18 protein-coding genes are annotated in these 20,969 nt (G+C 72.1%); 8 read left to right on the top strand and 10 right to left on the bottom strand.

What is annotated here, in order from left to right; all coding sequences use genetic code 11:
- Positions 1 to 25: 25 nt before the first annotated feature.
- Positions 26 to 2,665 (bottom strand): glycosyl hydrolase family 18 protein, encoded by a 2,640-nt coding sequence (locus JOD48_RS04280; protein ID WP_204807640.1) that lies wholly within the window; start codon positions 2,663 to 2,665, stop codon positions 26 to 28.
- 258 nt (positions 2,666 to 2,923) lie between these two features.
- On the opposite strand from JOD48_RS04280, the gene JOD48_RS04275 reads away from it, so the two are divergent.
- A complete protein-coding gene (locus JOD48_RS04275) occupies positions 2,924 to 3,550 on the top strand; it encodes a uridine kinase family protein (RefSeq protein ID WP_204807638.1) in 627 nt (208 codons plus the stop codon).
- Positions 3,551 to 3,590: 40 nt separating this feature from the next.
- On the opposite strand, the gene JOD48_RS04270 is transcribed toward JOD48_RS04275, so the two are convergent.
- Both JOD48_RS04270 and JOD48_RS04265 read right to left on the bottom strand, forming a co-directional pair.
- Positions 3,591 to 5,126: an MFS transporter gene (locus JOD48_RS04270; RefSeq protein WP_239527327.1), complete on the bottom strand. Its 1,536-nt coding sequence runs from the start codon at positions 5,124 to 5,126 to the stop codon at positions 3,591 to 3,593.
- Between the two features lie 242 nt (positions 5,127 to 5,368).
- Entirely contained in the window at positions 5,369 to 5,860 is a 492-nt protein-coding gene (locus JOD48_RS04265; protein ID WP_204807636.1) for a hypothetical protein, read from the bottom strand.
- A gap of 176 nt (positions 5,861 to 6,036) precedes the next feature.
- On the opposite strand from JOD48_RS04265, the gene JOD48_RS04260 reads away from it, so the two are divergent.
- From JOD48_RS04260 to JOD48_RS04240, 5 genes are all read left to right on the top strand, one after another.
- Positions 6,037 to 6,711 carry a DUF998 domain-containing protein gene (locus JOD48_RS04260; RefSeq protein WP_204807634.1) on the top strand — a complete coding sequence of 225 codons (675 nt, stop codon included), beginning with the start codon at positions 6,037 to 6,039 and terminating at the stop codon, positions 6,709 to 6,711.
- Between the two features lie 44 nt (positions 6,712 to 6,755).
- Positions 6,756 to 7,127 (top strand): YciI family protein, encoded by a 372-nt coding sequence (locus tag JOD48_RS04255; protein WP_204807632.1) that lies wholly within the window; start codon positions 6,756 to 6,758, stop codon positions 7,125 to 7,127.
- Between the two features lies 1 nt (position 7,128).
- Complete coding sequence (locus tag JOD48_RS04250) at positions 7,129 to 8,412, top strand: RNA polymerase sigma factor (protein WP_204807630.1); 1,284 nt, start codon at positions 7,129 to 7,131, stop codon at positions 8,410 to 8,412.
- Positions 8,413 to 8,647: 235 nt separating this feature from the next.
- Positions 8,648 to 9,835 carry an aminotransferase class I/II-fold pyridoxal phosphate-dependent enzyme gene (locus tag JOD48_RS04245; RefSeq protein ID WP_204807628.1) on the top strand — a complete coding sequence of 396 codons (1,188 nt, stop codon included), beginning with the start codon at positions 8,648 to 8,650 and terminating at the stop codon, positions 9,833 to 9,835.
- Positions 9,836 to 9,974: 139 nt separating this feature from the next.
- Complete coding sequence (locus JOD48_RS04240; RefSeq protein WP_191792274.1) at positions 9,975 to 10,388, top strand: SRPBCC family protein; 414 nt, start codon at positions 9,975 to 9,977, stop codon at positions 10,386 to 10,388.
- A gap of 104 nt (positions 10,389 to 10,492) precedes the next feature.
- On the opposite strand, the gene JOD48_RS04235 is transcribed toward JOD48_RS04240, so the two are convergent.
- The 3 genes from JOD48_RS04235 to JOD48_RS04225 all read right to left on the bottom strand — a co-directional run bounded on the left by JOD48_RS04235 (position 10,493) and on the right by JOD48_RS04225 (position 14,896).
- Positions 10,493 to 10,951 carry an OsmC family protein gene (locus tag JOD48_RS04235; protein WP_191792273.1) on the bottom strand — a complete coding sequence of 153 codons (459 nt, stop codon included), beginning with the start codon at positions 10,949 to 10,951 and terminating at the stop codon, positions 10,493 to 10,495.
- A 199-nt stretch (positions 10,952 to 11,150) separates the two neighbouring features.
- Positions 11,151 to 13,718, bottom strand: coding sequence for an ATP-dependent Clp protease ATP-binding subunit (locus JOD48_RS04230; RefSeq protein ID WP_138825941.1), 2,568 nt, complete (start codon positions 13,716 to 13,718; stop codon positions 11,151 to 11,153).
- A gap of 230 nt (positions 13,719 to 13,948) precedes the next feature.
- Complete coding sequence (locus JOD48_RS04225) at positions 13,949 to 14,896, bottom strand: YwiC-like family protein (protein ID WP_204807626.1); 948 nt, start codon at positions 14,894 to 14,896, stop codon at positions 13,949 to 13,951.
- A 183-nt stretch (positions 14,897 to 15,079) separates the two neighbouring features.
- Between JOD48_RS04225 and JOD48_RS04220 the strand changes: the two genes are divergently transcribed.
- Positions 15,080 to 15,712: a hypothetical protein gene (locus JOD48_RS04220; RefSeq protein WP_191792271.1), complete on the top strand. Its 633-nt coding sequence runs from the start codon at positions 15,080 to 15,082 to the stop codon at positions 15,710 to 15,712.
- Positions 15,713 to 15,864: 152 nt separating this feature from the next.
- Positions 15,865 to 16,773, top strand: coding sequence for a universal stress protein (locus JOD48_RS04215; RefSeq protein WP_191792270.1), 909 nt, complete (start codon positions 15,865 to 15,867; stop codon positions 16,771 to 16,773).
- A 6-nt stretch (positions 16,774 to 16,779) separates the two neighbouring features.
- Here JOD48_RS04215 and JOD48_RS04210 read toward each other — a convergent pair whose 3' ends face one another.
- The 4 genes from JOD48_RS04210 to JOD48_RS04195 form a co-directional block, all read right to left on the bottom strand.
- Positions 16,780 to 18,804, bottom strand: a complete 2,025-nt coding sequence (locus JOD48_RS04210) for a sigma-70 family RNA polymerase sigma factor (RefSeq protein ID WP_204807624.1) — start codon at positions 18,802 to 18,804, stop codon at positions 16,780 to 16,782.
- A 186-nt stretch (positions 18,805 to 18,990) separates the two neighbouring features.
- On the bottom strand, positions 18,991 to 19,611 hold the full coding sequence (locus JOD48_RS04205; RefSeq protein ID WP_191792268.1) for a pentapeptide repeat-containing protein: 621 nt from the start codon (positions 19,609 to 19,611) through the stop codon (positions 18,991 to 18,993).
- A gap of 39 nt (positions 19,612 to 19,650) precedes the next feature.
- Entirely contained in the window at positions 19,651 to 19,923 is a 273-nt protein-coding gene (locus tag JOD48_RS04200) for a hypothetical protein (RefSeq protein WP_204807622.1), read from the bottom strand.
- A gap of 118 nt (positions 19,924 to 20,041) precedes the next feature.
- Complete coding sequence (locus JOD48_RS04195) at positions 20,042 to 20,968, bottom strand: ribonuclease Z (protein WP_191792266.1); 927 nt, start codon at positions 20,966 to 20,968, stop codon at positions 20,042 to 20,044.
- Position 20,969 lies beyond the last annotated feature (1 nt).

Genomic DNA, 20,969 nt, shown 5'->3' with positions numbered 1-20,969 from the left:
CTACCTCGGCACCGGCATCAGGGGGTCAGCACGCCCCTTCGTCCTTCCACGGCCCCCAGTCGCTGGCCACGGGGGCGTTGCCCTGCGTCCAGTACCTGGCGGACCACCTGTGGCCCGCGTGCGTGACCTGCGCGCTGCCGTTGTACGCCGTCCCGGCGGCCCACGGGGCCGCCGAGCACCCGGCGCCGCCGGTGTTCCCGCCCGGGGTACCCCCGGGAGTGCCGCCCGTCGTCCCGCCGGAGACCACCGGGTTCACGACCTTCACACCGCGCGGGTGGTCGTAGGTCGTGGCGTAGGTGTTCGTCCCGATCGTCACGCGGACGTTCGAGATCTGCGCCATGGGCAGCCGCCACGACAGCTTGGTGTACGCCGAGCCGCCCGCCGGGATGCCCCCCGAGGGCACCTTGAGCGTCGCCGAGTGCAGGTCCCCCTTGAGCCCGCCCACGTTGTTGCCCGAGTGCCCCGCGACCGTCGTGATGCCCCAGCCGTTCTGCTCACCGATCGTGGCCGAGGTGGTCGTCGCGAAGTCGAACGAGATGGTCGACCCGGCCGGGATCGCGACCGTCGACCGGTTGGAGAACGTCACCCGGGGGTTGATCGGGTAGTTGTTGTCTCCGAGCGCGAACTCCGAGAACGACACCCCGAGGTCGATCGCCTGCGCCGGCGTCGCGGTCTTGGACTTGGCCGCGCCGTAGGGCGCCGCGGAGGAGAACGTCGAGTGCATGCGCGTCACGAGGCTGTCTCCCATGCCGTACTCGCCGCTCGCCGCGTCCAGGCCGTAGTCCCCGGCCAGCTCCCAGATCATCAGGCCGCCGTAGCCGCCCGCGACCACGTAGTCGGCCTTGGCCTGGATCGCCTGGTCGGAGTCGCCCGAGATGAACGACTTCGTCTGCGCGTTCCACCACCACTCGGTCTTGGTGACCGGGTCGAAGTTGTGCTGGTAGGTCCCGGTCAGCGGACCGGTCGGCGCGCCGTAGGCCGCCGCGTACGAGCCGACCTTCCCGTTCTGCAGGTTCAGCATGTGCCAGATCGGGTTGCCGCCCGCGGGGATCTTGGCCCCGGCCTTGTCGACGTCGTACCAGACGTTGTCGATCCCGCCCGCGCCGTTGCCGCACTTGGACGTGCCGCCCAGCGAGGGCCCGGTGCCCGGCGGGCACTTGGTCTGGTCGGGCAGCGCCGCCTTGCCCCACAGCCCGTTGGTCCCGCCCTGGACGTTGGTCCAGCCGCGCGTGTAGAACGGGACGCCGATGTTGATGCGCCCGGCCTGCACGGCGCCGCGGAAGTAGTGCGCGGCCCAGTCGGCGTTGAGGTACCCGATCCCGTCGTACGCCCCGTACACGCCGGCGGCCGCGAGCTCACCGTCCTTGCCGTCGTCGTACAGGGCGCCGTTGCCGCCCACGAAGTCGTTCCACGTCCCGTGCAGGTCGTACGACATCACGTTGACGTAGTCGAGGTACGGCATGATCTGGAAGACCTCCATGCCGCGCAGCAGCCACCCGGACGCGGGTGCCGCGATGGTCAGCATGTAGTACTCGCCGTCCTGCGCCGCGGCCTTGTCGAGGGCCTCGCGCGTGGTCTTCATGAGCTGCTCGTAGTTCTTCCAGAGCTGGCCGCGCCGCGCGTCGGCGATCTGGAAGTCGTCCGGGTTCCCGGCCTTGACGTTCGAGGTCGGGTACTCGTAGTCGATGTCGATCCCGTCGAACCCGTAGGTCCGCACCATCGCGACCGCGGACGCCGCGAACGCGTCGTACTCGGCCTGCGTGTCGAGGGTGTAGAAGCCACCGGAGGCGACGCGGTTCCCGTCGGCCCCGAAGTAGCCGCCGGTCTCGGCCCAGCCGCCGACCGACACGAGCGTGCGCACTCCCGGGTGCTGCTTCTTGAACTTGGTGAGCTGGTTGAAGTGGCCTTTGTAGGGAACGGTCGGGTCGAGCGCGTTCTCGGCGCCCGTGAACGTCAGGCCCGTCGCCTCGCTCGTCGCCGACTCGGCGTTCACCGAGATCTTCGAGTCCGGTCCGACGTGCGCGAACGCGTAGTTGATGTGCGACAGCTTGGTCCACGGGATGTCGCTCGCCAGGTACGACGGCGTCCCCTCCTTGCCGGTCCGCCACGACGTGAAGTACCCGATCACGCGGCGGTCGAGACCGTTGGGCAGCTTCTCGCGCCCGGCCTCGTCGTACACGTCGCAGTAGGGCACGTCGACGGTCTTGTTGACGGCGAGCCCGTCGGGGCGGCACTTCTCCTGCGGGTTCGTGGAGATGGGGGTGCCGGGGTCGGCGCCGGTCGGGTCGCCTCCGGTCGTCCCACCGGTCGTGCCGGTCGTGCCGCCGGTCGTGCCCGTGGTCCCGCCGGTCGTGCCCGTCGGGTCGCCGCCCGTCGTCCCACCGGTCGTGCCGGTCGGGTCCGTCCCGCAGGGCCCGACGACCTTCCACGCGCCCCACTGCTGCGTGCCGGGCGTCTCGCCCTGGGTCCACCAGGACGCCTTGTAGTTGGACCCGCTGTACGACGCGACGCTGCCGCCCGTGTACGCCGACGACGCCGACCACGCGGGCGCGCACGCCTCGGCCGCGGACGCCACGGGTACCTGCGCGACGAGCGGGACTGCCACCACTGCCGTCGCGGCGACTCCTGCGAGCCACCGCCTCACGGACCGTCTGCTTCGTTGCATGATCGACCGCCTCCCCAGCACGGCTGCGGCACCGTTGCCGCGGCATCGTGTGCCGTCACGCTAGGCCGCGCGTCGCGGCGCCCACATCAGGGGCGCCCGCACAGTTCGCTACGTACGTGGTTCCCGCAGCCCTCCGATGTGGCTCTCAGGCGTCGCGTCAGGACGAGCGTGGCCTCGGAGCCACGCTCGTCCTGACACCAAGCAGCGGCCCGACGGCGCCGCGCACCAGGTGCGTCCGCGGGCTGGGAGAATGGTCGGGTGACGAACGGCCTCTTCGACCTGCCCGAGGGCACGCGTGTCCCACCCCGTCGGATCGTCCTGCTGACGGGGCCGTCGGGCTCGGGCAAGACGTCGCTCACCCGCCGCCTGGGCCTGCCGGTCGTCGAGCTCGACGACTTCTACCACGACGTCGACCACCCCGGGATGCCGCAGCGTTTCGGGATCGTCGACTGGGACTCCCCCGGGAGCTGGGACTCGGCGAGCGCCATGGACGCGCTGCTCGCGCTCGTCACGACGGGCCACTCGGACGTCCCGGTGTACGACATCCCCACGTCGCGCCGCACGGGCACGACGCATCTGGACGTGTCCGGGTCGCGCCTCGTGATCGCGGAGGGGATCTTCGCGGCCGAGCTCGTCGCGGCCTGCCGTGCCGAGGGCATCCTGGCCGACGCGATCTGCCTGCGCAGGCCGCGGCTCATGACGTTCTGGTTCCGGCTGCTGCGCGACCTCGGGGAGTCGCGCAAGCCGCCCCTGACGCTGCTGCGCCGCGGCTGGGGGCTGCTGCGCGACGAGCCACGCCTGATCCAGGGCTGGGTCGACAAGGGCTGCCGCACGGCGTCGCCCGGTCAGGCCGAGCGGGACATCCGGGCGCTCCTCGCGGGCTGACGCGGCCCGCAAGGGCGAGCGACGCCGTCGGGACGGCGGCTCAGCCCAGGTGGACCGCGACCTGGTCGCCCTGCGGCAGGAGGCGCTCCTTGCTCCCGCGGATCAGCACGGCCGCGAGGACGGCACCCACGACCATCGTGACCGCGGTCGCGACGAACGCCGCCGAGTAGCCGTCGACGAACGCCGCGAGCCGTGACGCCTCGTCCGTGACGACGGCCCCGGCGACCGCGCCGGCGTAGAGCGTGGTGAAGACGGACAGCCCGATCGAGCCGCCGATCTGCATCGAGGCGTTGACGGTCGCGCTCGCGGCCCCCGCGTCGTGCGGCTCGACGCCCGCGAGCGCGACGTTCTGCAGCGGCACCAGCACCAGGGCCATCCCCGCACCCAGCACGAGGAGAGCCGGCAGGACCTCGACCGCGTACGACCCGTCCACCGTGATCCGGCTCAGGTAGGCGAGCGCCGCGGCGGCGACCAGCGGCCCGCCGATCATGAGGGGCCGGGGACCGAACCGCGCGAGGAGCTGGGTGACCACGGGCGCCAGGACGAGCGTCATGATCGTCATGGGCAGCGTGCCCAGGCCGGCCTGCAGGGGCGAGAGGCCCATGACGATCTGCAGGTGGAGCGCGAGGTACAGGAGCGCACCGATCATGAGCGCACCGAAGATCGCCTGCAGCAGGAACGCGCCCGCCCGGACCTTGTTCGTCAGGACCCGCAGCGGCAGCAGCGGCTGCGCGACGCGCGACTCGATCCATACGAACAGCGCGAGGAGGACGACACCCGCTGCGAGGCACGCGATCGTCTCGGGCGCGGCCCAGCTGTGCTCGGCGAGCGTGAACCCGTAGACGAGCGAGCCGAGGCCGAGCACCACGACGACCGTCCCCAGGACGTCGTACCGGTTGTCCCCGTCCGCCTTGCTCTCACGGATCAGCACCTGGCCGGCGACCAGCGCGACCAAGACGACGGGCACGTCGACCCACAGGCACCAGCGCCAGTCGGCGAACTCGGTCAGGGCACCGCCCAGCACCAGCCCGACGGCGGCGCCCACCCCCGCGACCGACCCGAAGACCGCGAAGGCCGTGTTCCGCTCCTTGCCGCGCGGGAACGAGACCGTGAGCAGCGCGAGCGCGGCCGGCGCGAGCAGTGCCGCGAACACGCCCTGGAGGCCGCGCATCGCGACGAGCTCGGTGCCGTTGCGCGCGAGCCCGGCGAGCAGGGACGCGACCCCGAACCCGACCATCCCGAGCAGGTAGGTGCGCTTGCGTCCCCAGTAGTCGGCGATGCGCCCGCCGAGGAGCAGGAGCGCGCCGAACGCGAGCGCATAGGCCGTGACGACCCACTGGCGCTCGGTGTCGGTCAGGCCCAGCTCGAGCTGGGCCTGCGGGAGGGCGATGTTGACGATCGTGCCGTCGAGCACGACCAGGAGCTGCGTGAGCGCGAGGATGACGAGGATCCACCAGCGACGGGGGCCGGTCGCGACCGGCGCGTCCGGCTCGACCGGTGCGGAGCCGTGGGGCTCGGCGGAGGGAGGGAGCACCTGGGCCGAGGGCACAGAGGTGGAGGGAGGGGAGACGGGCATGACCGACCTTCGGGGACGCAGCGGGGATCGTGGGGTTTCCAGCCCGGATCGAGACGTGTCGCGAGATGCCGCAGACCGTTCGACCGCCCCAACTACGAAGTCGGACAGACGGACCATCTTAACGTGTCCCGGCGTCAGCAACCGGTGTGAGGTCGCCCACGGTCCGTCCCTGCGACGGGGCGAGCGCGGGGCGCACGGCGCCGTCCTCCGCGCGCTGCCCGTCGCGCGGAGGACGGCTTCGCTCAGCGGCGGGTCATGGTCGAGGCGTACCCGCCCCCACCCGGGTAGACCCACTCCCCGACGACCGAGTCGCCGTCGGCGTCGAACAGGCCCTCGAAGTAGGCAGGCCCACCCTTGGCCACCGCCCAGATCGTCAGACGGTCACCGGCCAGCTCGTACACGTAGTCCAGCGTGTTGCCCAGGGAGTCGTAGAAGCGGGAGACGACGTCGTCGCCCACGGGCTCGCCGAACGGGTGGAGGTTGCCGATGACCTCGAGCCCGGCGATCTCCTGGCCGAACTGCGAGAGGCGGACCCGTTGGAGGAGGAAGTACCCGCCCTCCATCCACTCGTAGGTGACCTCGCCCTGCGCGCCGCCGGTCACCTGCCAGGTGCCGACGAGCCGTTCCAGGGCACGCAGGCCCGCGCTGGGCGGAGCCTGCTCGTCGAGGCCGTAGGCGTCGACGTCGGTCACCGCCGGCTCGTCGACGCGGGCCACGTGCGGGGTGTCGTTCATGATCTCTCTCCTTCGCTCTCGCGCTGCGCCGGTCGGTGCAGTCAGGGACACCTCGTCGCGACCCGCGATCTCTCGACACGCCTGCGGTGTGATGCGCGTCACATCGAAGGGATGTCGAGATCTCTGCCGGGGCACCGAGGTAGCCGTGAACCGTCCCGTCACCCGAGGAGATCCCGATGACCAGCCAGACCCGGCCGACCACGCCACCCACCGGATCGAACCCGCCGCCCGACCGCCACCCGCACACCCGCTCGCTGCTCGTCGCGGCGACCCTCGCCGGTCCCTTCTTCGTCGTCTCCGCGGGCGTGCAGTCCGTCGCTCGCGAGGGTTTCGACCTGCGTGTCCACCCGCTCAGCCAGCTCTCCACGGGAGACCTCGGCTGGGTCCAGATCCTCACCTTCGCCCTGACCGGCCTCGGCCTCATCGCCCTGGCGGTGGCCCACCGACGGATCGTCAGGGAAGGAGCAGGTCGACGCGCCGTCCCCGTCCTGCTGGGGATCGCCGGGGTCGGCTTCGTGCTCGCAGGCGTCTTCGTCATGGACCCCGAGAACGGCTTCCCCGTCGGCACGCCGGACGGACCGGCAGCGTCGATGTCGTGGCACGGCATCGCTCACTCGGTGGTCGCCGCCGTCGCCTTCACCGCGCTCGCCGCAGCGGCGGTCGTCCTCACCGTCCGCGCGGTGCGTGCCCGCCGGGTCCTGGCCGCGGTCGGTCACGGTGTCGTCGGCCTCCTGTTGCTCATGCCCGTCTCACCCGAGACCGCGAGCCTCCAGGTCGCCGTCAACGGCCTCGTCGCCTTCACCTGGACCACGGTGCTCGCGCTGCGGCTGCGGACCCTCGTCACCGCCTGAGAGTCTGGTCACGGACCCGGCCAGCCCGTTCGGAGGAGAACCACATGAAGTACCTGTTGCTCGGATACACCCCGACCGCCGCGTGGGACGCCGGCAACGCCGACACGCCGACCGACGACGCCCTCACGGCCTTCGCGGCCTACCAGGAGTTCGAGGCGGAGCTGCGCCGGACCGGCGAGTTCGTGTCGAGCGAAGGTCTGGGCCACCCGGCGGTGAGCACGACGGTGCGCCTGACCGACTCCGGCGTGGTCGCGACCGACGGGCCGTTCGCCGAGCTCAAGGAGGTCCTCGCGAGCTTCGCGATCATCGACTGCACGAGCCACGAGCGCGCCGTCGAGATCGTCAGCCGCATGGTCGAGGTCCTGGGCGAGCCCATGGAGATCCGCCCGATCATGGGCGACGACTTCGCGGCCTGACATGACGCCCGCACCGGGGTCCGGCTCTCCCCCGGGCCTGAGCATCGAGGACCTGCTGCGCACAGAAGCGCCGCAGGTCCTCGGCGCGCTCGTGCGCCGGTTCAGCCGGTTCGACGTGGCCGAGGACGCCGTCCAGGAGGCGCTGCTCGTCGCGAGCACCCGGTGGCCCGTCGAAGGAGTGCCGTCCGAGCCCCGGTCATGGCTCGTGCGCGTCGCCTACCGCCGGATGATCGACCTCCTGCGCACGGAGCAGGCGCGCCACCGCCGGGAGCGGACGGTCGGGGAGGCCGTGCTCGCGGAGCACGCGTCGGGCCGCGAGGTGATCGACGACGACGACAGCCTCGCCCTGCTGCTCCTGTGCGCCCACCCCTCGCTCAGCCCGACCTCGCAGGTCGCCCTGACCCTCCGTGCCGTGGGCGGCCTCACGACCGCGGAGATCGCCCATGCCTACGGCGTGAGCGAGGCGACCATGGGAACGCGGGTCAGTCGCGCGAAGCAGCAGCTCCGCCAGGAAGGGACCCGCTTCGTCCCCACCACCTCGACCGACCGCGACGTGCGCCTCGCGTCCGTGCTGCGGGTGCTGTACCTCGTGTTCAACGAGGGATACACGGCGACCTCGGGAACGCGGCTCGGCCGGGTCGACCTCGCGCGCGAGGCCGTCCGGCTCGCCCGGCTCGCCCGAGCTCACAGCCCCCGCGACCCCGAGGTCGCCGGACTGCTCGCCCTCATGCTGCTCACCGAGGCCCGCCGGGACGCCCGGACCGACGACCAGGACCACCTGGTGCGCCTCGAGGACCAGGACCGGTCACGCTGGGACCACGAGATGATCGAGGAGGGCCGCGCGACCCTCGACGCCGTCTGGCCGTTGCGCTCCGTCGGGCCGTACCAGGTGCAGGCCGCGATCGCGGCCGTCCACGCCTCGGCGACCGGCGACGCCGACACCGACTGGCCGCAGATCGCCGCGCTCTACCTCTGGCTCGAACGTCTCGCGCCGACCGGCCCCGTCCGTCTGGCGCGCGTCGTGGCGGTCGCGCGGGCGTTCGGCCCCCGGCGGGGCCTCGACCTCCTCGATGCGCTCGACCGAGAGCACGGGCTCGCCACCGACCCTCTCGCGGGCCCGCGCGAGCCCGCGGTGCGCGCCCACCTGCTCGACGACCTGGGGCGCCGCGCCGAGGCAGCCGACGCGTTCCGCTCCGCGGCAGCCCGCACGCAGAACGCGGTCGAGCAGGACTACCTGCTCGAGCGGGCTCGGGCCAGCGCGGCACGCGATCCCGGCACACGCTGACGGTCGGACGCCTCCCGGACGGGCGAGCCGGCCCGTGCTCCGTCTCCGCGACGACACCTGCCCGCCCAAGGCGAGCGGCGCCGTCGGGCCTCCGCGGCTCCCCGGCCCGTCTGCGGGCCCGGTGCTAGTGTGGAGACGCCTGATCCTCGCGGCCCTGCACCGCCGCCCGTCGCCGCCCGGCGACCACTCACGGACACCGCCGTCCACACCGCCGTCGCCCGAGCGAGGAGCTCCCATGGCCGACGAGACGATCTCCCGACGCGCACGCGACCTCGCGCGGTCCACCCCGTTCGACTTCTTGCTGGGCTTCTTCGCGCACGAGTACCCCGAGCGCCGAGCCCGCCCCGGGGTCCTCGACCTCACGTTCGGCAACCCGCACGACCCCGCCCCGACCGAGTACGTCGAGGCGCTGCGCGCGAGCGCCGTCCCGCGCGACGAGCACTGGTTCGGGTACAAGGTCAGCGAGCCCGCGGCGCGGGCCGCCGCCGCGGAGTCCCTGCGCGGCGTGGTGGACCTGCCCTTCGAGCCCGACGACGTGCACCTCACCACGGGCGGCTTCACCGCGCTCGCCCTCGCGCTCAAGCTCGTGTGCGACCCGGGCGACGAGGTCGTCTACAGCGTGCCGCCCTGGTTCGCGTACGAGGTGATCGTGCGCGAGGCCGGGCTCGTGCCGGTCAAGGTGCCGGTCTCTGCCGAGACGTTCGACCTGGACCTCGACGCGATCGCCGACGCGATCACGCCGCGCACCCGCGTCGTGCTCGTCAACACGCCCAACAACCCGACCGGGCGCGTGTACCCCCTGGGCGAGCTGCGCCGTCTGGCCGCTCTGCTCGACGAGGCGTCGGCACGCGCCGGACGCCGCATCTTCGTGGTCTCCGACGAGCCCTACCACCGGATCGTCTTCGACAGCACGGAGTTCCACAGCCCCGCCGAGGTCTACCCGTGGACCCTGCTGGCCTACAGCTACGGCAAGACGCTGCTCGCGCCGGGGCAGCGCATCGGGTACCTCGCGGTCCCACCGACCCTGCCGGGGCGCGCGGAGCTGCGGCCCGCGATCGAGGCGCTCCAGATCGCGATCGGGTACGCGTTCCCCAACGCCGTCCTCCAGCACGCGCTGCCGCTCCTGGAGCGCATCCCGTTCGACGTCGCGCTCTACCAGCGCAAGCGCGACCTGATGGTCGCCGGGCTGCGCAACATCGGCTACGACGTGCACCGCCCCGAGGGCACGTTCTACCTGTTCCCCCGCTCCCCCGACCCCGACGACCGCGCCTTCGAAGCCCTCCTCGCCGAGCACGACGTCCTGGTCCTCGGCGGGAAGTACTTCGAGACGCCGGGCCGGTTCCGCATCTCGCTCACGGCGAGCATGGACACGCTCGAGGCGAGCCTGCCGCGCTTCGCGGCGGCGTTCGGCGAGGCGGGCTGAAGACTCGCTGCCCGACGGCGCCGCTCGTCTCGTGCTCTCGGGCGCGGGCTCGTGGACGGCCGGGTCCGTGCGCCCCGCACGTGCCGACCACGGCCCCGAGGGCTACGGTCGGGGAAAACCGCTCGAAGAGGAGAGGTCCATGACCGGACTCGTCGCCACCGCCTCGATCCACATCGCCGCCCGCCCCGAACGCGTGTGGGCCGAGCTCGTCCACCCCTCCGCGACGTGGATGCTGGGGGCCAACGTCGAGACGGACTACCAGCCGGGCAGCACCATCACGTTCGAGGGCCAGTACCAGGGCAAGCACTTCGAGGACCACGGCACGGTGCTCGAGGTCGACCGGCCCCGCACCCTGCGCTTCACGCACTTCTCACCGAGCAGCGGCCTTCCGGACGTCCCGGAGAACCACCACGAGGTCGCGATCACGCTCGCCCCGGATCCCAAGGGCACGCGGGTGACCATCCGTCAGGACAACAACGACACCCCCGAGGCGGTCGAGCACTCCGAGGAGCTGTGGCGCTCGGCGCTCGCCTCGCTCGCGGGCCACGACTGACCTCGCCGGAGCCGACCCGGCACCGTCCCGGGTCGGCCTGCGGGCGGGCGGCAGCCGGACGGCCACAGCCTCGGGCCCTGACGGTGCGCCCTTGCTCCGGGACGTCAGACCGCCGAAGCCGTGGCTCCCGCGCGCACGACGCTGACCGGGGTCGCGTTCATCAGGTTGTCCGCGACGCAGCAGCGTTCCTCCGCGGCCAGGAGGAGCGCGTCGATCTCCTCGGGGCTCGCGTCGGCGTCGACGTCGATCTCGAGCCGGATGCCCTGGAAGCCTGCCCGGTCCGGGGTCGGGCGTCCCATGAGTCGCTGGGGGTTGAGCGATCCCGTCGCCGTGACGCTCAGGCTCCGCACCTCGATGCCGCGTTCCTTGGCGACCATGTGGGTCGTGATGTTGAGGCAGCCGGCAAGCCCGGACAGGACGAGCTCGACAGGGTTGGGGCCGGTGTCGTCGCCGCCGAGCGACGCGGGTTCGTCGATCGTGACGGAGAAGTCCCTGATCTGGACGTCGAGGCGGGTCGGGGACTTCGCGGTGCCGGTGACCGTCGCGGTGTACTGGGGGGCCATGTGCCTGCCGTTCTCTTGAACTAATACGGATGTACCAGTTTCGCGCGGCAGGGCGCCCCGCCGTCAGGGACGTTGGTCCTGAACCCGCGGCCCTACGTCCCCGGACGCGCCGAAGGGCCCCGATCCGTGAGGATCGGGGCCCTTCGTGCCGGTCGGCGTCAGACGACCGGGGATCGACAGCCGGTGGCTGCCGGGAGGATCACTCCGCGCCGGCCTGCAGCTCGCCGGTCGGCGGGAGGTCGGCCGTCGAGATGCCCGCGGGAGCGTTGAGCGCTGCCGTCGCGGCGACGCTCACCGGGCCACGCTCGTGGTCGTCCTTGGAGACGCCGCGGAACGTGAACTCGCCCAGCAGGCCCTCGCCCTCGGCGTCGACCAGGACGATCTGACCGGCCTTGAGCTCGCCGAACAGGATCTTCTCGGACAGCACGTCCTCGATGTCCCGCTGGATCGCGCGACGCAGCGGACGAGCACCGAGGACCGGGTCGTAGCCCTTCTCGGCCAGCAGTGCCTTCGCGGCGGTCGTGAGCTCGATGCCCATGTCCTTGTCGCGCAGGCGCTTGTCCAGCTTGGCGATCATCAGGTCGACGATCTGGACGATCTCGGTCTGCGAGAGCTGCGGGAAGACCACCACGTCGTCGACGCGGTTGAGGAACTCCGGGCGGAAGTGCTGCTTCAGCTCGTCGTTCACCTTGGCCTTCATGCGGTCGTAGCTCGTCACGAGGTCACCGCCGGCGTTGAAGCCGGTCTGGAGACCCTTGGCGATGTCCCGCGTACCGAGGTTCGTGGTCATGATGATGACGGTGTTCTTGAAGTCCACCACGCGGCCCTGCGAGTCGGTCAGGCGACCGTCCTCGAGGATCTGCAGGAGCGAGTTGAAGATGTCGGCGTGCGCCTTCTCCACCTCGTCGAACAGGACCACGGAGAACGGACGGCGACGGACCTTCTCCGTCAGCTGGCCACCCTCGTCGTATCCGACGTAGCCGGGGGGCGAACCGAAGAGACGCGAGACCGTGTGCTTCTCCGAGAACTCGGACATGTCGAGCTGGATGAGCGCTTCCTCGTCCCCGAAGAGGAACTCGGCGAGCGCCTTGGCCAGCTCGGTCTTACCGACACCCGTGGGGCCGGCGAAGATGAACGAGCCACCCGGACGCTTGGGGTCCTTGAGGCCTGCACGCGTGCGGCGGATCGCCTGGGAGAGGGCCTTGATGGCCGTCTCCTGGCCGACGACGCGCTTGTGCAGCTCGTCCTCCATCTTCAGCAGGCGCGACGACTCCTGCTCGGTGAGCTTGAGCACCGGGATGCCGGTGGACATCGCGAGCACCTCGGCGATCAGGTCCTCGTCCACCTCGGCGACGGTGTCCAGGTCTCCGGCCTTCCAGGCCTTCTCCTTGTCCGCGCGCTGCTGCGTGAGCTGCTTCTCGGTGTCGCGCAGGCGCGCGGCCTTCTCGAAGTCCTGCTCGTCGATCGCGGACTCCTTGTCGCGACGCGCCTCGGCGATCTGCTCGTCGAGCTCCTTGAGCTCCGGCGGGGCGGTCATGCGACGGATGCGCAGGCGCGCACCGGCCTCGTCGACCAGGTCGATCGCCTTGTCCGGCAGGTACCGGTCGTTGATGTACCGGTCGGCCAGCGTCGCGGCGGCCACCAGCGCGGCGTCCGTGATGGACACGCGGTGGTGCGCCTCGTAGCGGTCGCGCAGACCCTTGAGGATCTCGATCGCGTGCGGCAGGCTCGGCTCCGAGACGAGGATCGGCTGGAAACGACGCTCCAGGGCCGGGTCCTTCTCGATGTGCTTGCGGTACTCGTCGAGCGTGGTCGCACCGATGGTCTGGAGCTCTCCACGGGCCAGCATCGGCTTGAGGATGCTCGCAGCGTCGATCGCGCCCTCGGCAGCACCCGCACCGACGAGGGTGTGGATCTCATCGATGAACAGGATGATGTCGCCGCGCGTGCGGATCTCCTTGAGGACCTTCTTCAGGCGCTCCTCGAAGTCACCGCGGTAGCGGGACCCGGCGACCAGGGCGCCGAGGTCCAGCGTGTAGAGCTGCTTGTCCTTGAGCGTCTCCGGCACGTCGCCGCGGACGATGTCCTGGGCGAGGCCCTCGACGACGGCCGTCTTGCCGACGCCCGGCTCACCGATCAGCACCGGGTTGTTCTTGGTGCGGCGAGAGAGAACCTGCATGACGCGCTCGATCTCCGAGGTGCGTCCGATGACGGGGTCGAGCTTGCCCTCGCGTGCGGCCTGCGTGAGGTTGCGGCCGAACTGGTCGAGCACGGCCGAGCCGGAGGGCTGGCCCTCGGCGGGGCCGCCCGCGGCGACGGGCTCCTTGCCCTGGTACCCGGACAGCAGCTGGATGACCTGCTGGCGCACGCGGTTGAGGTCGGCACCCATCTTGGTGAGGACCTGGGCTGCGACACCCTCTCCCTCACGGATGAGCCCGAGCAGGATGTGCTCGGTGCCGATGTAGTTGTGGCCGAGCTGAAGGGCCTCGCGGAGCGAGAGCTCCAGGACCTTCTTGGCGCGCGGCGTGAACGGGATGTGCCCGCTGGGGGCCTGCTGGCCCTCGCCGATGATCTCGGTGACCTGCGAGCGCACACCGTCGAGGGAGATGTTGAGGGACTCCAGCGCCTTGGCTGCGACTCCCTCTCCCTCGTGGATGAGGCCGAGCAGGATGTGCTCGGTGCCGATGTAGTTGTGGTTGAGCATCCGTGCCTCTTCTTGGGCAAGGACGACGACCCGACGGGCTCGGTCGGTAAATCTCTCGAACATGTGCTGCTCCTCACGAGCGGCGTACACCCGCACCGGTGGTGCTCAGGCCTGACCGCAACGACTCTATCCGGGACCAACGGGGCCGACCCCACGGATATGCCCTTGTTCGCCAGGGGCGTGACGAGGGGCTCGCTCCGTGACCTTCGGCAGGACCGTGACCGGTGTCCGGAGGCTGTCCGTTCCGCCCGTCGGTGACCGTTAGGCGAGGTGGGGATGACCGAAACGCGAGGTCAGGGCACCACGGCCGTCGCGGTGCCCGTCCCGAGGGCGACCGACGCGACGGACCCGGCCACCTCGGACGTCTGCGGCAGCACGAGCGCCACGACCGCCACCAGAACGCTCGCCACGACCTCGCCCATCCCGAACTGCAGGGGCTTCGCTGCGGTGCGCGGCACCCAGACCGCCCGCACCGTGAGCCCGGCGAACAGCACCCCGGCGGGCCACCACACGAGCCCTGCCGCCGCGAGGGCGGCGGACGCGACCACGCCGGCCGCCAGGTGGTAGACCACCGACGCGACGAGGTAGGAGCGCTCGCCGCGCTCCCGGATCAGCGTCTTGACGTAGAGGATCGTCCCCGCGAAGTAGGCCAGCACGAGCACGAACAGCGCCCACACCTGGGGCCACCCGATCCCCGCGACGCCCGTGACGCCGTCGGGCAGGCGCGCGTCCGGCCAACCGCCCAGCCACGCCGTGCCCGGCCACCCACCCGGCACCGGGTCCACGCCCGCCGCGAACGCGACCGGCAGCATGAGGCACGCCGCGAGCACCGTGGCGCCGTCGTTGAGCAACGAGCGCTCGCTGCGTCGGTACGAGCTCCACAGGCTCACTGCGACGAGCGGGAGGAAGAGCGGCACCCACGCGAGGAGGTCGGGGCGCACGAGCAGGACCGCGACGGCTGGGACGACCGTCGCGATCCCGTACGCCCGCACGGGCGGCCACCAGCGCGCCTTGAACCGCGACTTGAGCCACAGGCCCGTCGCGAAGAACGCGAAGTACCCGACGAACCACAGGACGGCGAGCGGCACGTGCACCCACGCAGGCCCGCCGAGGAAGATCCCGACCAGCAGCGGCACCGCGAGCATCGCCCAGGCGCCGTGCTGGTCGGGCACCCAGCCGGGGCCGCGGCGTCGTCGACGCCTCGTGGGACGCCGCTCAGGCTGCGAGCTCCCCTGGGTCATGCCCCGAGGTTGGCACGCGTCGTCGCAGACCAGGGCGTCGTCCCGGCGGGCGGACCACACGTTCCGCCGACCGGACTCACCCGCTCCCGACGTGCGCGACGGACGCGCCGCCACCATCGTTGACCCCAGGACGCCACAGGGGCAGTCTCGAGGCAGGGGCACGCGCCAGTCCGAGGGAGGACGATGCACAAGCCGGACGAACCAGCAGGAGCCCACGAGTCGTGGGAGCAGATCGTCGCGCGCTTCGCCCGCTTCAGCGGTGTCGTCGGCGAGATCACGGACCCGCTCACGTGGGGCCTGGACCTCGAGGAGGAGACCGTCACCGGGACGGGCGCCGGGGACGACGACCGCGACCCGACCGAGGAGCGCTTCCTGCGCGCCTATGTGTCGTTCGTCGGCGAGGCGGTCGACGTCGAGACGCTGCGCGTCGGGACGGACGACCCGCAGCAGATCGAGGACATCGTGCGCGCGGCCTTGAGCGGTGCGCTCGCCGCACCCCTGCACAACGACGCCCCCGACGGCACCGAGGGGCCGACGGGCGCGGACTTCGCCGACGCCTACCAGGACTACCGCTCCGCGATGCGGGCCATCGTCGAGGAGGTCGACCAGGCGCCTCTCCAGCACACGGCCTTCGTGGTCGACGACGTCTCGCACCCGTGCGTCCGGGTCGCCGTCCGGGCGACCGTCGCGGTGTACGTGCCCCTCGCCGACCGGGCCGTGATCGTGTCCGGGCCGACCGACCTCGTGGACCGCGTGGACATCTCCACGGCCCCGATCCGCAACCTCCTGCACGGCGACGACGGGCCTCGTTTCTAAGGCCCTGGCACGGTCCGGGCGATGCTGACGGCCCCTCGTGATCAAGCAGACACGCCCAGGCGTGACGTGGCTCGCGGGAACGGCCAAGATGGAGGTGCGGACGGTGCGCAGGAGCCCCGGCTGGTCGTCGAACGAGAGAGCAGGTGACGTCGATGAGTGACGTGGTCGTCGGTGTGGACGGATCGGCCCGGTCCCAGGAAGCCCTCGACTGGGCGCTCGTCGAGGCGGGTTCGCGGGGTGTGCCGCTCACGGCGGTCCTCGCCTGGGAACCGTCCTGGAAGGACGGTCCTCGTCCCTCGGAGCCGGCCGACTTCAGCCATCTCGCGGACCTCAAGCAGGACCAGGTCCTGACCCTCCTGGACGAGGCCCGGCACCGCACGGGGGTCGACGCGGTCACGCACGCGGAGCAGGTCCAGGGCTCGGCGGCCACCGCGCTGTTGGCCCGCGCGGAGCACTCGGAGATGCTCGTGGTGGGCAGCCGTGGGCTGGGTCGGCTGGGTCGGCTCGTGCTGGGCTCGGTGTCGTCGGCCGTCGTCCAGGGCGCGACGCAGGTCCCGGTGACGGTCGTGCGGTCCGCCGGTGACGACGAGACGGACGACGCCGGAGCCCCTGCCGCGGCCGACGCGCCCCCGCGTGTCGTGGTGGGGGTGGACGGCTCGCGCACGTCGGTGCATGCGCTGCGTCACGGGCTCGAGGTCGCCCGCCGCAGGGGCTCGGTCCTGGACGCGGTGTTCTGCTGGCAGATCGTCACGCTGGCCCCGCTGCCCGACTCGTGGGGCTGGACCCCGCCCATCGACGACTACGAGAAGTTCGCCGGCGAGCAGCTCGACCGTGCGCTCGAGGCTGCGGGCGTGGACCTGCCCGAGGACCAGGTCCGCCGCAGCGTCGTGCACGCCCACCCTGCGAAAGGGCTCCTCGAGGCGTCGGAGGGCGCCGAGCGCCTGGTCGTCGGCAACCGGGGTACGGGCGGGTTCGACCGCCTCCTCCTGGGCTCGGTGAGCCGGCAGGCCGTCGAGTACGCGACGTGCCCGGTGACCGTGGTCCGGCGCCCGGCCGACTAGGGCCGACTAGCTGGGTAGCGGGCCGATCGTGAACGTCGACGTCACGATCGGCCCGACGGCGCCGGTCGCGCGGTCGACGTAGCGCAGCCCGAGCGTGTGCTCGCCCGGCGCGAGCCCTGAGGCGACGAGGCCGAGCGGCCTGCCCGTCATCGTGTGCGTGTTGCCCGTCGACCGCCCGTCGAGGAACGCCTCGGTCGTGAGCCCGGCGCGTCCGTCGATCCGCACCGTGATCGACGGCGCCCAGTCGACGACGTCGCCGTCCGCGGGGGCGAGGATCGAGGGCAGCAGGAACGTGAACGGCCCCGGGACGTTCGTGGCCTCGGAGGTCGTGCCGTTGCGCTCCTGCGTCGCGGTGAGCGTCTCCCACACGGTCGCACTGCCCGACGGCGTCGCTCGCCACGTGCCGTCGGGTGCGACGTCCGCGCTGGCGACGACGGCAGAGGCTCCGTGGCCGGTCGCCGAGATCGTGACCGTCGCACCGGGCTCGCCCGTGCCCGAGAGCTCGGGCAGGTAGACCAGCTCGCCCGCGGGCGGGGCGACCAGGGTCGGCGCGCCGAGCTCCGGGTCGACAGGGGTCTCCGGGTCGACGGGGGTCTCCGGGTCGACAGGGGTCTCCGGGTCGACAGGAGTCTCGGGACTCGGCGGAGGCACCGGCGCAGGGTCCACGGGCGGCCCGGACGGTGGCACCACCGGAACGGCTGGAACCGGCGCCGGGACGACCGAGGTCGTCGCGCGACCGGTCCCCGCCCCCCGGGACGGGAGGTCCGCCGCGGTGCCCTCGTCCTGGCCCGCAGCAGGTGCCGGCACCGGCAGCACCTCGTCCGGGACCGTCGTGGGATCTGTCGGGTCCGCCCCCGGCACGAGGGCCAGCCCGTCGTCCGACGGGGCCTGGGACGCCCCGTCGGACGAGTTCTCGGGGCTCGGTCCTGAGTGCTCCGCCACGACGGGCGGGGTGGCTCCCCACGGCTGCGCGACCGCGACCGCACCGACCGCGACGGCGACTCCGGCGGTGACGAGAGCGAGGATCGCCCCGCCCGAGAGCCCGGAGGCCGCGGCCGCCCCCGTGACCCCGGCACCTGCGGCCCCCACCGGGACATTGCTCGCGGCCCCGCCCGTGGACCCGGTCGACCCACCGCCCGCTCCACCACCGGACCCGCCCGCAGTGCCCTCGGCGCCCGCGACACCCAGGGCGAGGTCCGCCGTCGGGTCGATGAAGACGCCCTTGGCCGGGACGAACCCCGCTCCCCCGAGCGCCGCCGAGGTACCGCCCAGGACTGCCGGGACACCCAGCACCAGCGGGACGAGCAGGAGTCCCAGCCGCGAGGCGACCTGGTCGACCTCGTCGACCAGGATCGAGCACGGCAAGCACCCCGTGAGGTGCTCCTCGAAACGGTCCTTGTTCCGCGCGCTCAGGGCGCCGCGGTTGTAGTCGCCCATCTGCTCCGCGGCCCACCGGCACTCGTCGGAGACCGCGGCCGTGTTGACGTGGGCCTGGAGCCAGGACCGGCGCAACCCCTCGCGCGCCCGGTAGGCCAGGGCCGAGACCGACCCCGCGCTGAGGCCGAGCAGCGGCGCGACCTCGCGAGCCTCCATGCCCTCGACCTCGGTGTACCAGAGCACGGCCTGCCACCGTGCGGGCAGCGCCTTGAAGGCCGTGACCGTGACCGACCCCTCGACCACGACGTCGGCCATGTCGACCGGGTCGGCCACCTCGGGCACCTGGTCGACCGAGATCGGGTCCGGCGCGTGCGACCACGTGATCGCGACGCTGCGCACCGTCTGGTAGAGGTAGGGGCGGAAGGGGCCGGTCGGTCCGTTGCCCGCCTGGATCGCGCGCAGGATGCGCAGGAAGGACTCCTGGACCAGGTCGTCCGGGTCGAACGACGACGTGACGCGGCGCGCCGCACCGCGTCCGGCCCCCGAGTGGCGCGACCACAGGACCGCGTACGCGTCCTGCGAGCCACCGCGGACGGCGTCGACCAGCTCCTCGTCGGCCAAGGCCCGGAGGTCGGTCTCGCTCGTCGTCGACATGGGTGGGTCCTTCCGCGGCGTGCCCGAGGGTCGGGCGTGAAGCGCCTGTCAGGGGAAGAGACACGATCCTGAGGCGATCATGACGCGAACGTGACGCGTCTCACCGCGCCGCCGGGGAGCCTCGGCGTGTCGTCGGTGCGCGCCCCGCCCCACCGCACTCGGCGAGTCCGCACTGCCCACCCGCACTCAGTGCGTCCGCACGTCCAGGCCCAGGGCCTCGGCGACCACGAGCGCCTGCGCCGGGTCCACGATCGCCCCCTGCACGATGCTGCTCAGAGGGTCGAGCGCGCTGAGGTCGCTGCCACGCAGGTCCGTGCCCGTGAAGTCGGCCTTGTGCAGCCAGGCCCCGGACAGGTCGAGGTCGCGCAGCACGGCCCCCTGGCAGCGGGCGCCCGTCAGGTCCGCCTCGCGGAAGCGCGCCCCGGTGACGGTGACGCTGCGCAGGTCCGCCCCGACCATCGTCACGAACGACCAGTTCCCGCCCACGACCTTGAGGAGGTCGAAGCTGCACTCGGTGAACGTCGACCCCACGGTCTTGCAGCGCGTGAACGTGGTGTCGAAGAAGGAGCAGCGCGAGAAGGTGCAGTTCGCGAAGGCCGAGTCGGTGTGGGTCGACGCGTTGAACCGGACGTTGCGGAACGTGCACTCGGTGAACGTGGCGCCCGTCGTCGTGATCTCGGAGAAGTCGCAGTCACCGAACGCGACGCGCTCGAACGTCTCGCCGTCGAGGTCGCGGCCGTACCAGTCCTCGCGGTCGACCGAGGAGTCGGTGGGCGGGGTGGGGGTGCCGTGCGCGCGATCAGCCATGAGGTGGACCGTAGCGGGAGGCACCGACGGCCCTGGCGCCTACCGCCGACCGAGCCCCCGGCGCACCGCATAGATGACGAACCCCGCTCCAGCGAGACCGACGAGCCAGCCCCCGGTGCCGAGCACGGGGCCGCTGGTGCAGTAGGACGCACCGGGCGTGACGGAGTCGACGCACCGGCCGGACTGGACGCTCACGGCGAGGAAGGACACGACCGCGACCACCACGGCGAGGAGCAGCCAGCCCCAGCGAAGGCGGCGGGGGGCGTCGTCGGGCGCGTCGGGCTGGTCCTGCTCATCGGGCGCGTCGGGCATGCTCCGAGGGTAGTGGTGCCGACCACGGGACTCTGCGCCGTCGAGCACGGGAGAAAGGCCGCCATCCCCACGAGAACGACCTCGGACACGTTCTCGGCCGCCCCCGTCCGACGCCGGGTCAGTGTGCGCGCGGGGGGACCTGCACACGGTCGAGGTCCTCGGCGACCGTGAGCTCGCCGTCGAACACGGTCCTTGCCTCGGCCCAGAACTCGGCCGGGTCCTGGTAGCGCTGCGAGAAGTGCGTCAGGACGAGCGACCGGACGCCGCACTCGGCCGCGACCGTCGCCGCCTGGAGCGCGGTCAGGTGACCGAACGCGTGGGCGAGGTCGCGGTCCCTGTCGAGGAACGTCGCCTCGATGACGAGCAGGTCGACTCCCCGCGCGAGCGAGAAGACCGCGTCGCACAGGCGCGTGTCCATGACGAACGCGAACGACTGCCCAGGTCGCACGACGCTCACGTCCTCGAGCCCGATCGTCCCGGCACCCACCTCGACGACGCCCTCGCGCTGGAGCAGCCCGACCGTGGGCCCGTGGATCCCGGCGGCCGCGAGCAGCTCCGGGACCATGCGCCGTCCCGCCGGCTCGTCGAGCCGGTAGCCGAACGCCTCGACGCCGTGGTCGAGCCGCTCGGCGCGCAGGACGAACCCGGGTTCGGCCCGGACTGGCGGGACGACCCCGTCATCGGAGAGCGGCTGCAGCGCGAGGTCCGCACGGTGGTGGTAGGACGTGGCGTCGAGCAGGTGGTCGACCCACGTCGCGCCCGAGGCCGGGAAGGACACCGGGACCGTGTGCGGCACGCCGTCCAGGCTGATCCGCTGCACGACGCCGGCCAGCCCCAGGCTGTGGTCGCCGTGCAGGTGCGTGATCGCGATCCGCGTCAGGTCCGTCGCCGACACCCCCGCCCGCAGCATCTGCCGCTGCGTGCCCTCGCCCGGGTCGAACAGGACCGCCTCGTCGTCCCAGAACAGGACGTAGCCGTTGTGGTTGCGGGTACGCGTGGGCACCTGGCTGGCGGTGCCGAGGACGACGAGCTCGCGACGGGACATC

Source organism: Oerskovia paurometabola, from assembly GCF_016907365.1.
Lineage (GTDB): Bacteria > Actinomycetota > Actinomycetes > Actinomycetales > Cellulomonadaceae > Oerskovia > Oerskovia paurometabola.
Note: the sequence above shows the minus strand (reverse complement) of the source record. Positions and strands in the feature narration are given on the sequence as shown.

Excerpts from the sequence above, each read along its gene's own strand:
- JOD48_RS04235 (WP_191792273.1), bottom strand. The coding sequence starts at position 10,951 with ATGGCCCCCCAGTACACCGCGACGGTCACCGGCACCGCGAAGTCCCCG.
- JOD48_RS04225 (WP_204807626.1), bottom strand. The coding sequence starts at position 14,896 with ATGACCCAGGGGAGCTCGCAGCCTGAGCGGCGTCCCACGAGGCGTCGA.
- JOD48_RS04245 (WP_204807628.1), top strand. The coding sequence starts at position 8,648 with ATGGCCGACGAGACGATCTCCCGACGCGCACGCGACCTCGCGCGGTCC.
- JOD48_RS04205 (WP_191792268.1), bottom strand. The coding sequence starts at position 19,611 with ATGGCTGATCGCGCGCACGGCACCCCCACCCCGCCCACCGACTCCTCG.
- JOD48_RS04265 (WP_204807636.1), bottom strand. The coding sequence starts at position 5,860 with ATGAACGACACCCCGCACGTGGCCCGCGTCGACGAGCCGGCGGTGACC.
- JOD48_RS04270 (WP_239527327.1), bottom strand. The coding sequence starts at position 5,126 with ATGCCCGTCTCCCCTCCCTCCACCTCTGTGCCCTCGGCCCAGGTGCTC.
- JOD48_RS04260 (WP_204807634.1), top strand. The coding sequence starts at position 6,037 with ATGACCAGCCAGACCCGGCCGACCACGCCACCCACCGGATCGAACCCG.
- JOD48_RS04220 (WP_191792271.1), top strand. The coding sequence starts at position 15,080 with ATGCACAAGCCGGACGAACCAGCAGGAGCCCACGAGTCGTGGGAGCAG.
- JOD48_RS04215 (WP_191792270.1), top strand. The coding sequence starts at position 15,865 with ATGAGTGACGTGGTCGTCGGTGTGGACGGATCGGCCCGGTCCCAGGAA.
- JOD48_RS04280 (WP_204807640.1), bottom strand. The coding sequence starts at position 2,665 with ATGCAACGAAGCAGACGGTCCGTGAGGCGGTGGCTCGCAGGAGTCGCC.
- JOD48_RS04210 (WP_204807624.1), bottom strand. The coding sequence starts at position 18,804 with ATGTCGACGACGAGCGAGACCGACCTCCGGGCCTTGGCCGACGAGGAG.
- JOD48_RS04195 (WP_191792266.1), bottom strand. The coding sequence starts at position 20,968 with ATGTCCCGTCGCGAGCTCGTCGTCCTCGGCACCGCCAGCCAGGTGCCC.
- JOD48_RS04200 (WP_204807622.1), bottom strand. The coding sequence starts at position 19,923 with ATGCCCGACGCGCCCGATGAGCAGGACCAGCCCGACGCGCCCGACGAC.
- JOD48_RS04230 (WP_138825941.1), bottom strand. The coding sequence starts at position 13,718 with ATGTTCGAGAGATTTACCGACCGAGCCCGTCGGGTCGTCGTCCTTGCC.
- JOD48_RS04250 (WP_204807630.1), top strand. The coding sequence starts at position 7,129 with ATGACGCCCGCACCGGGGTCCGGCTCTCCCCCGGGCCTGAGCATCGAG.
- JOD48_RS04255 (WP_204807632.1), top strand. The coding sequence starts at position 6,756 with ATGAAGTACCTGTTGCTCGGATACACCCCGACCGCCGCGTGGGACGCC.
- JOD48_RS04240 (WP_191792274.1), top strand. The coding sequence starts at position 9,975 with ATGACCGGACTCGTCGCCACCGCCTCGATCCACATCGCCGCCCGCCCC.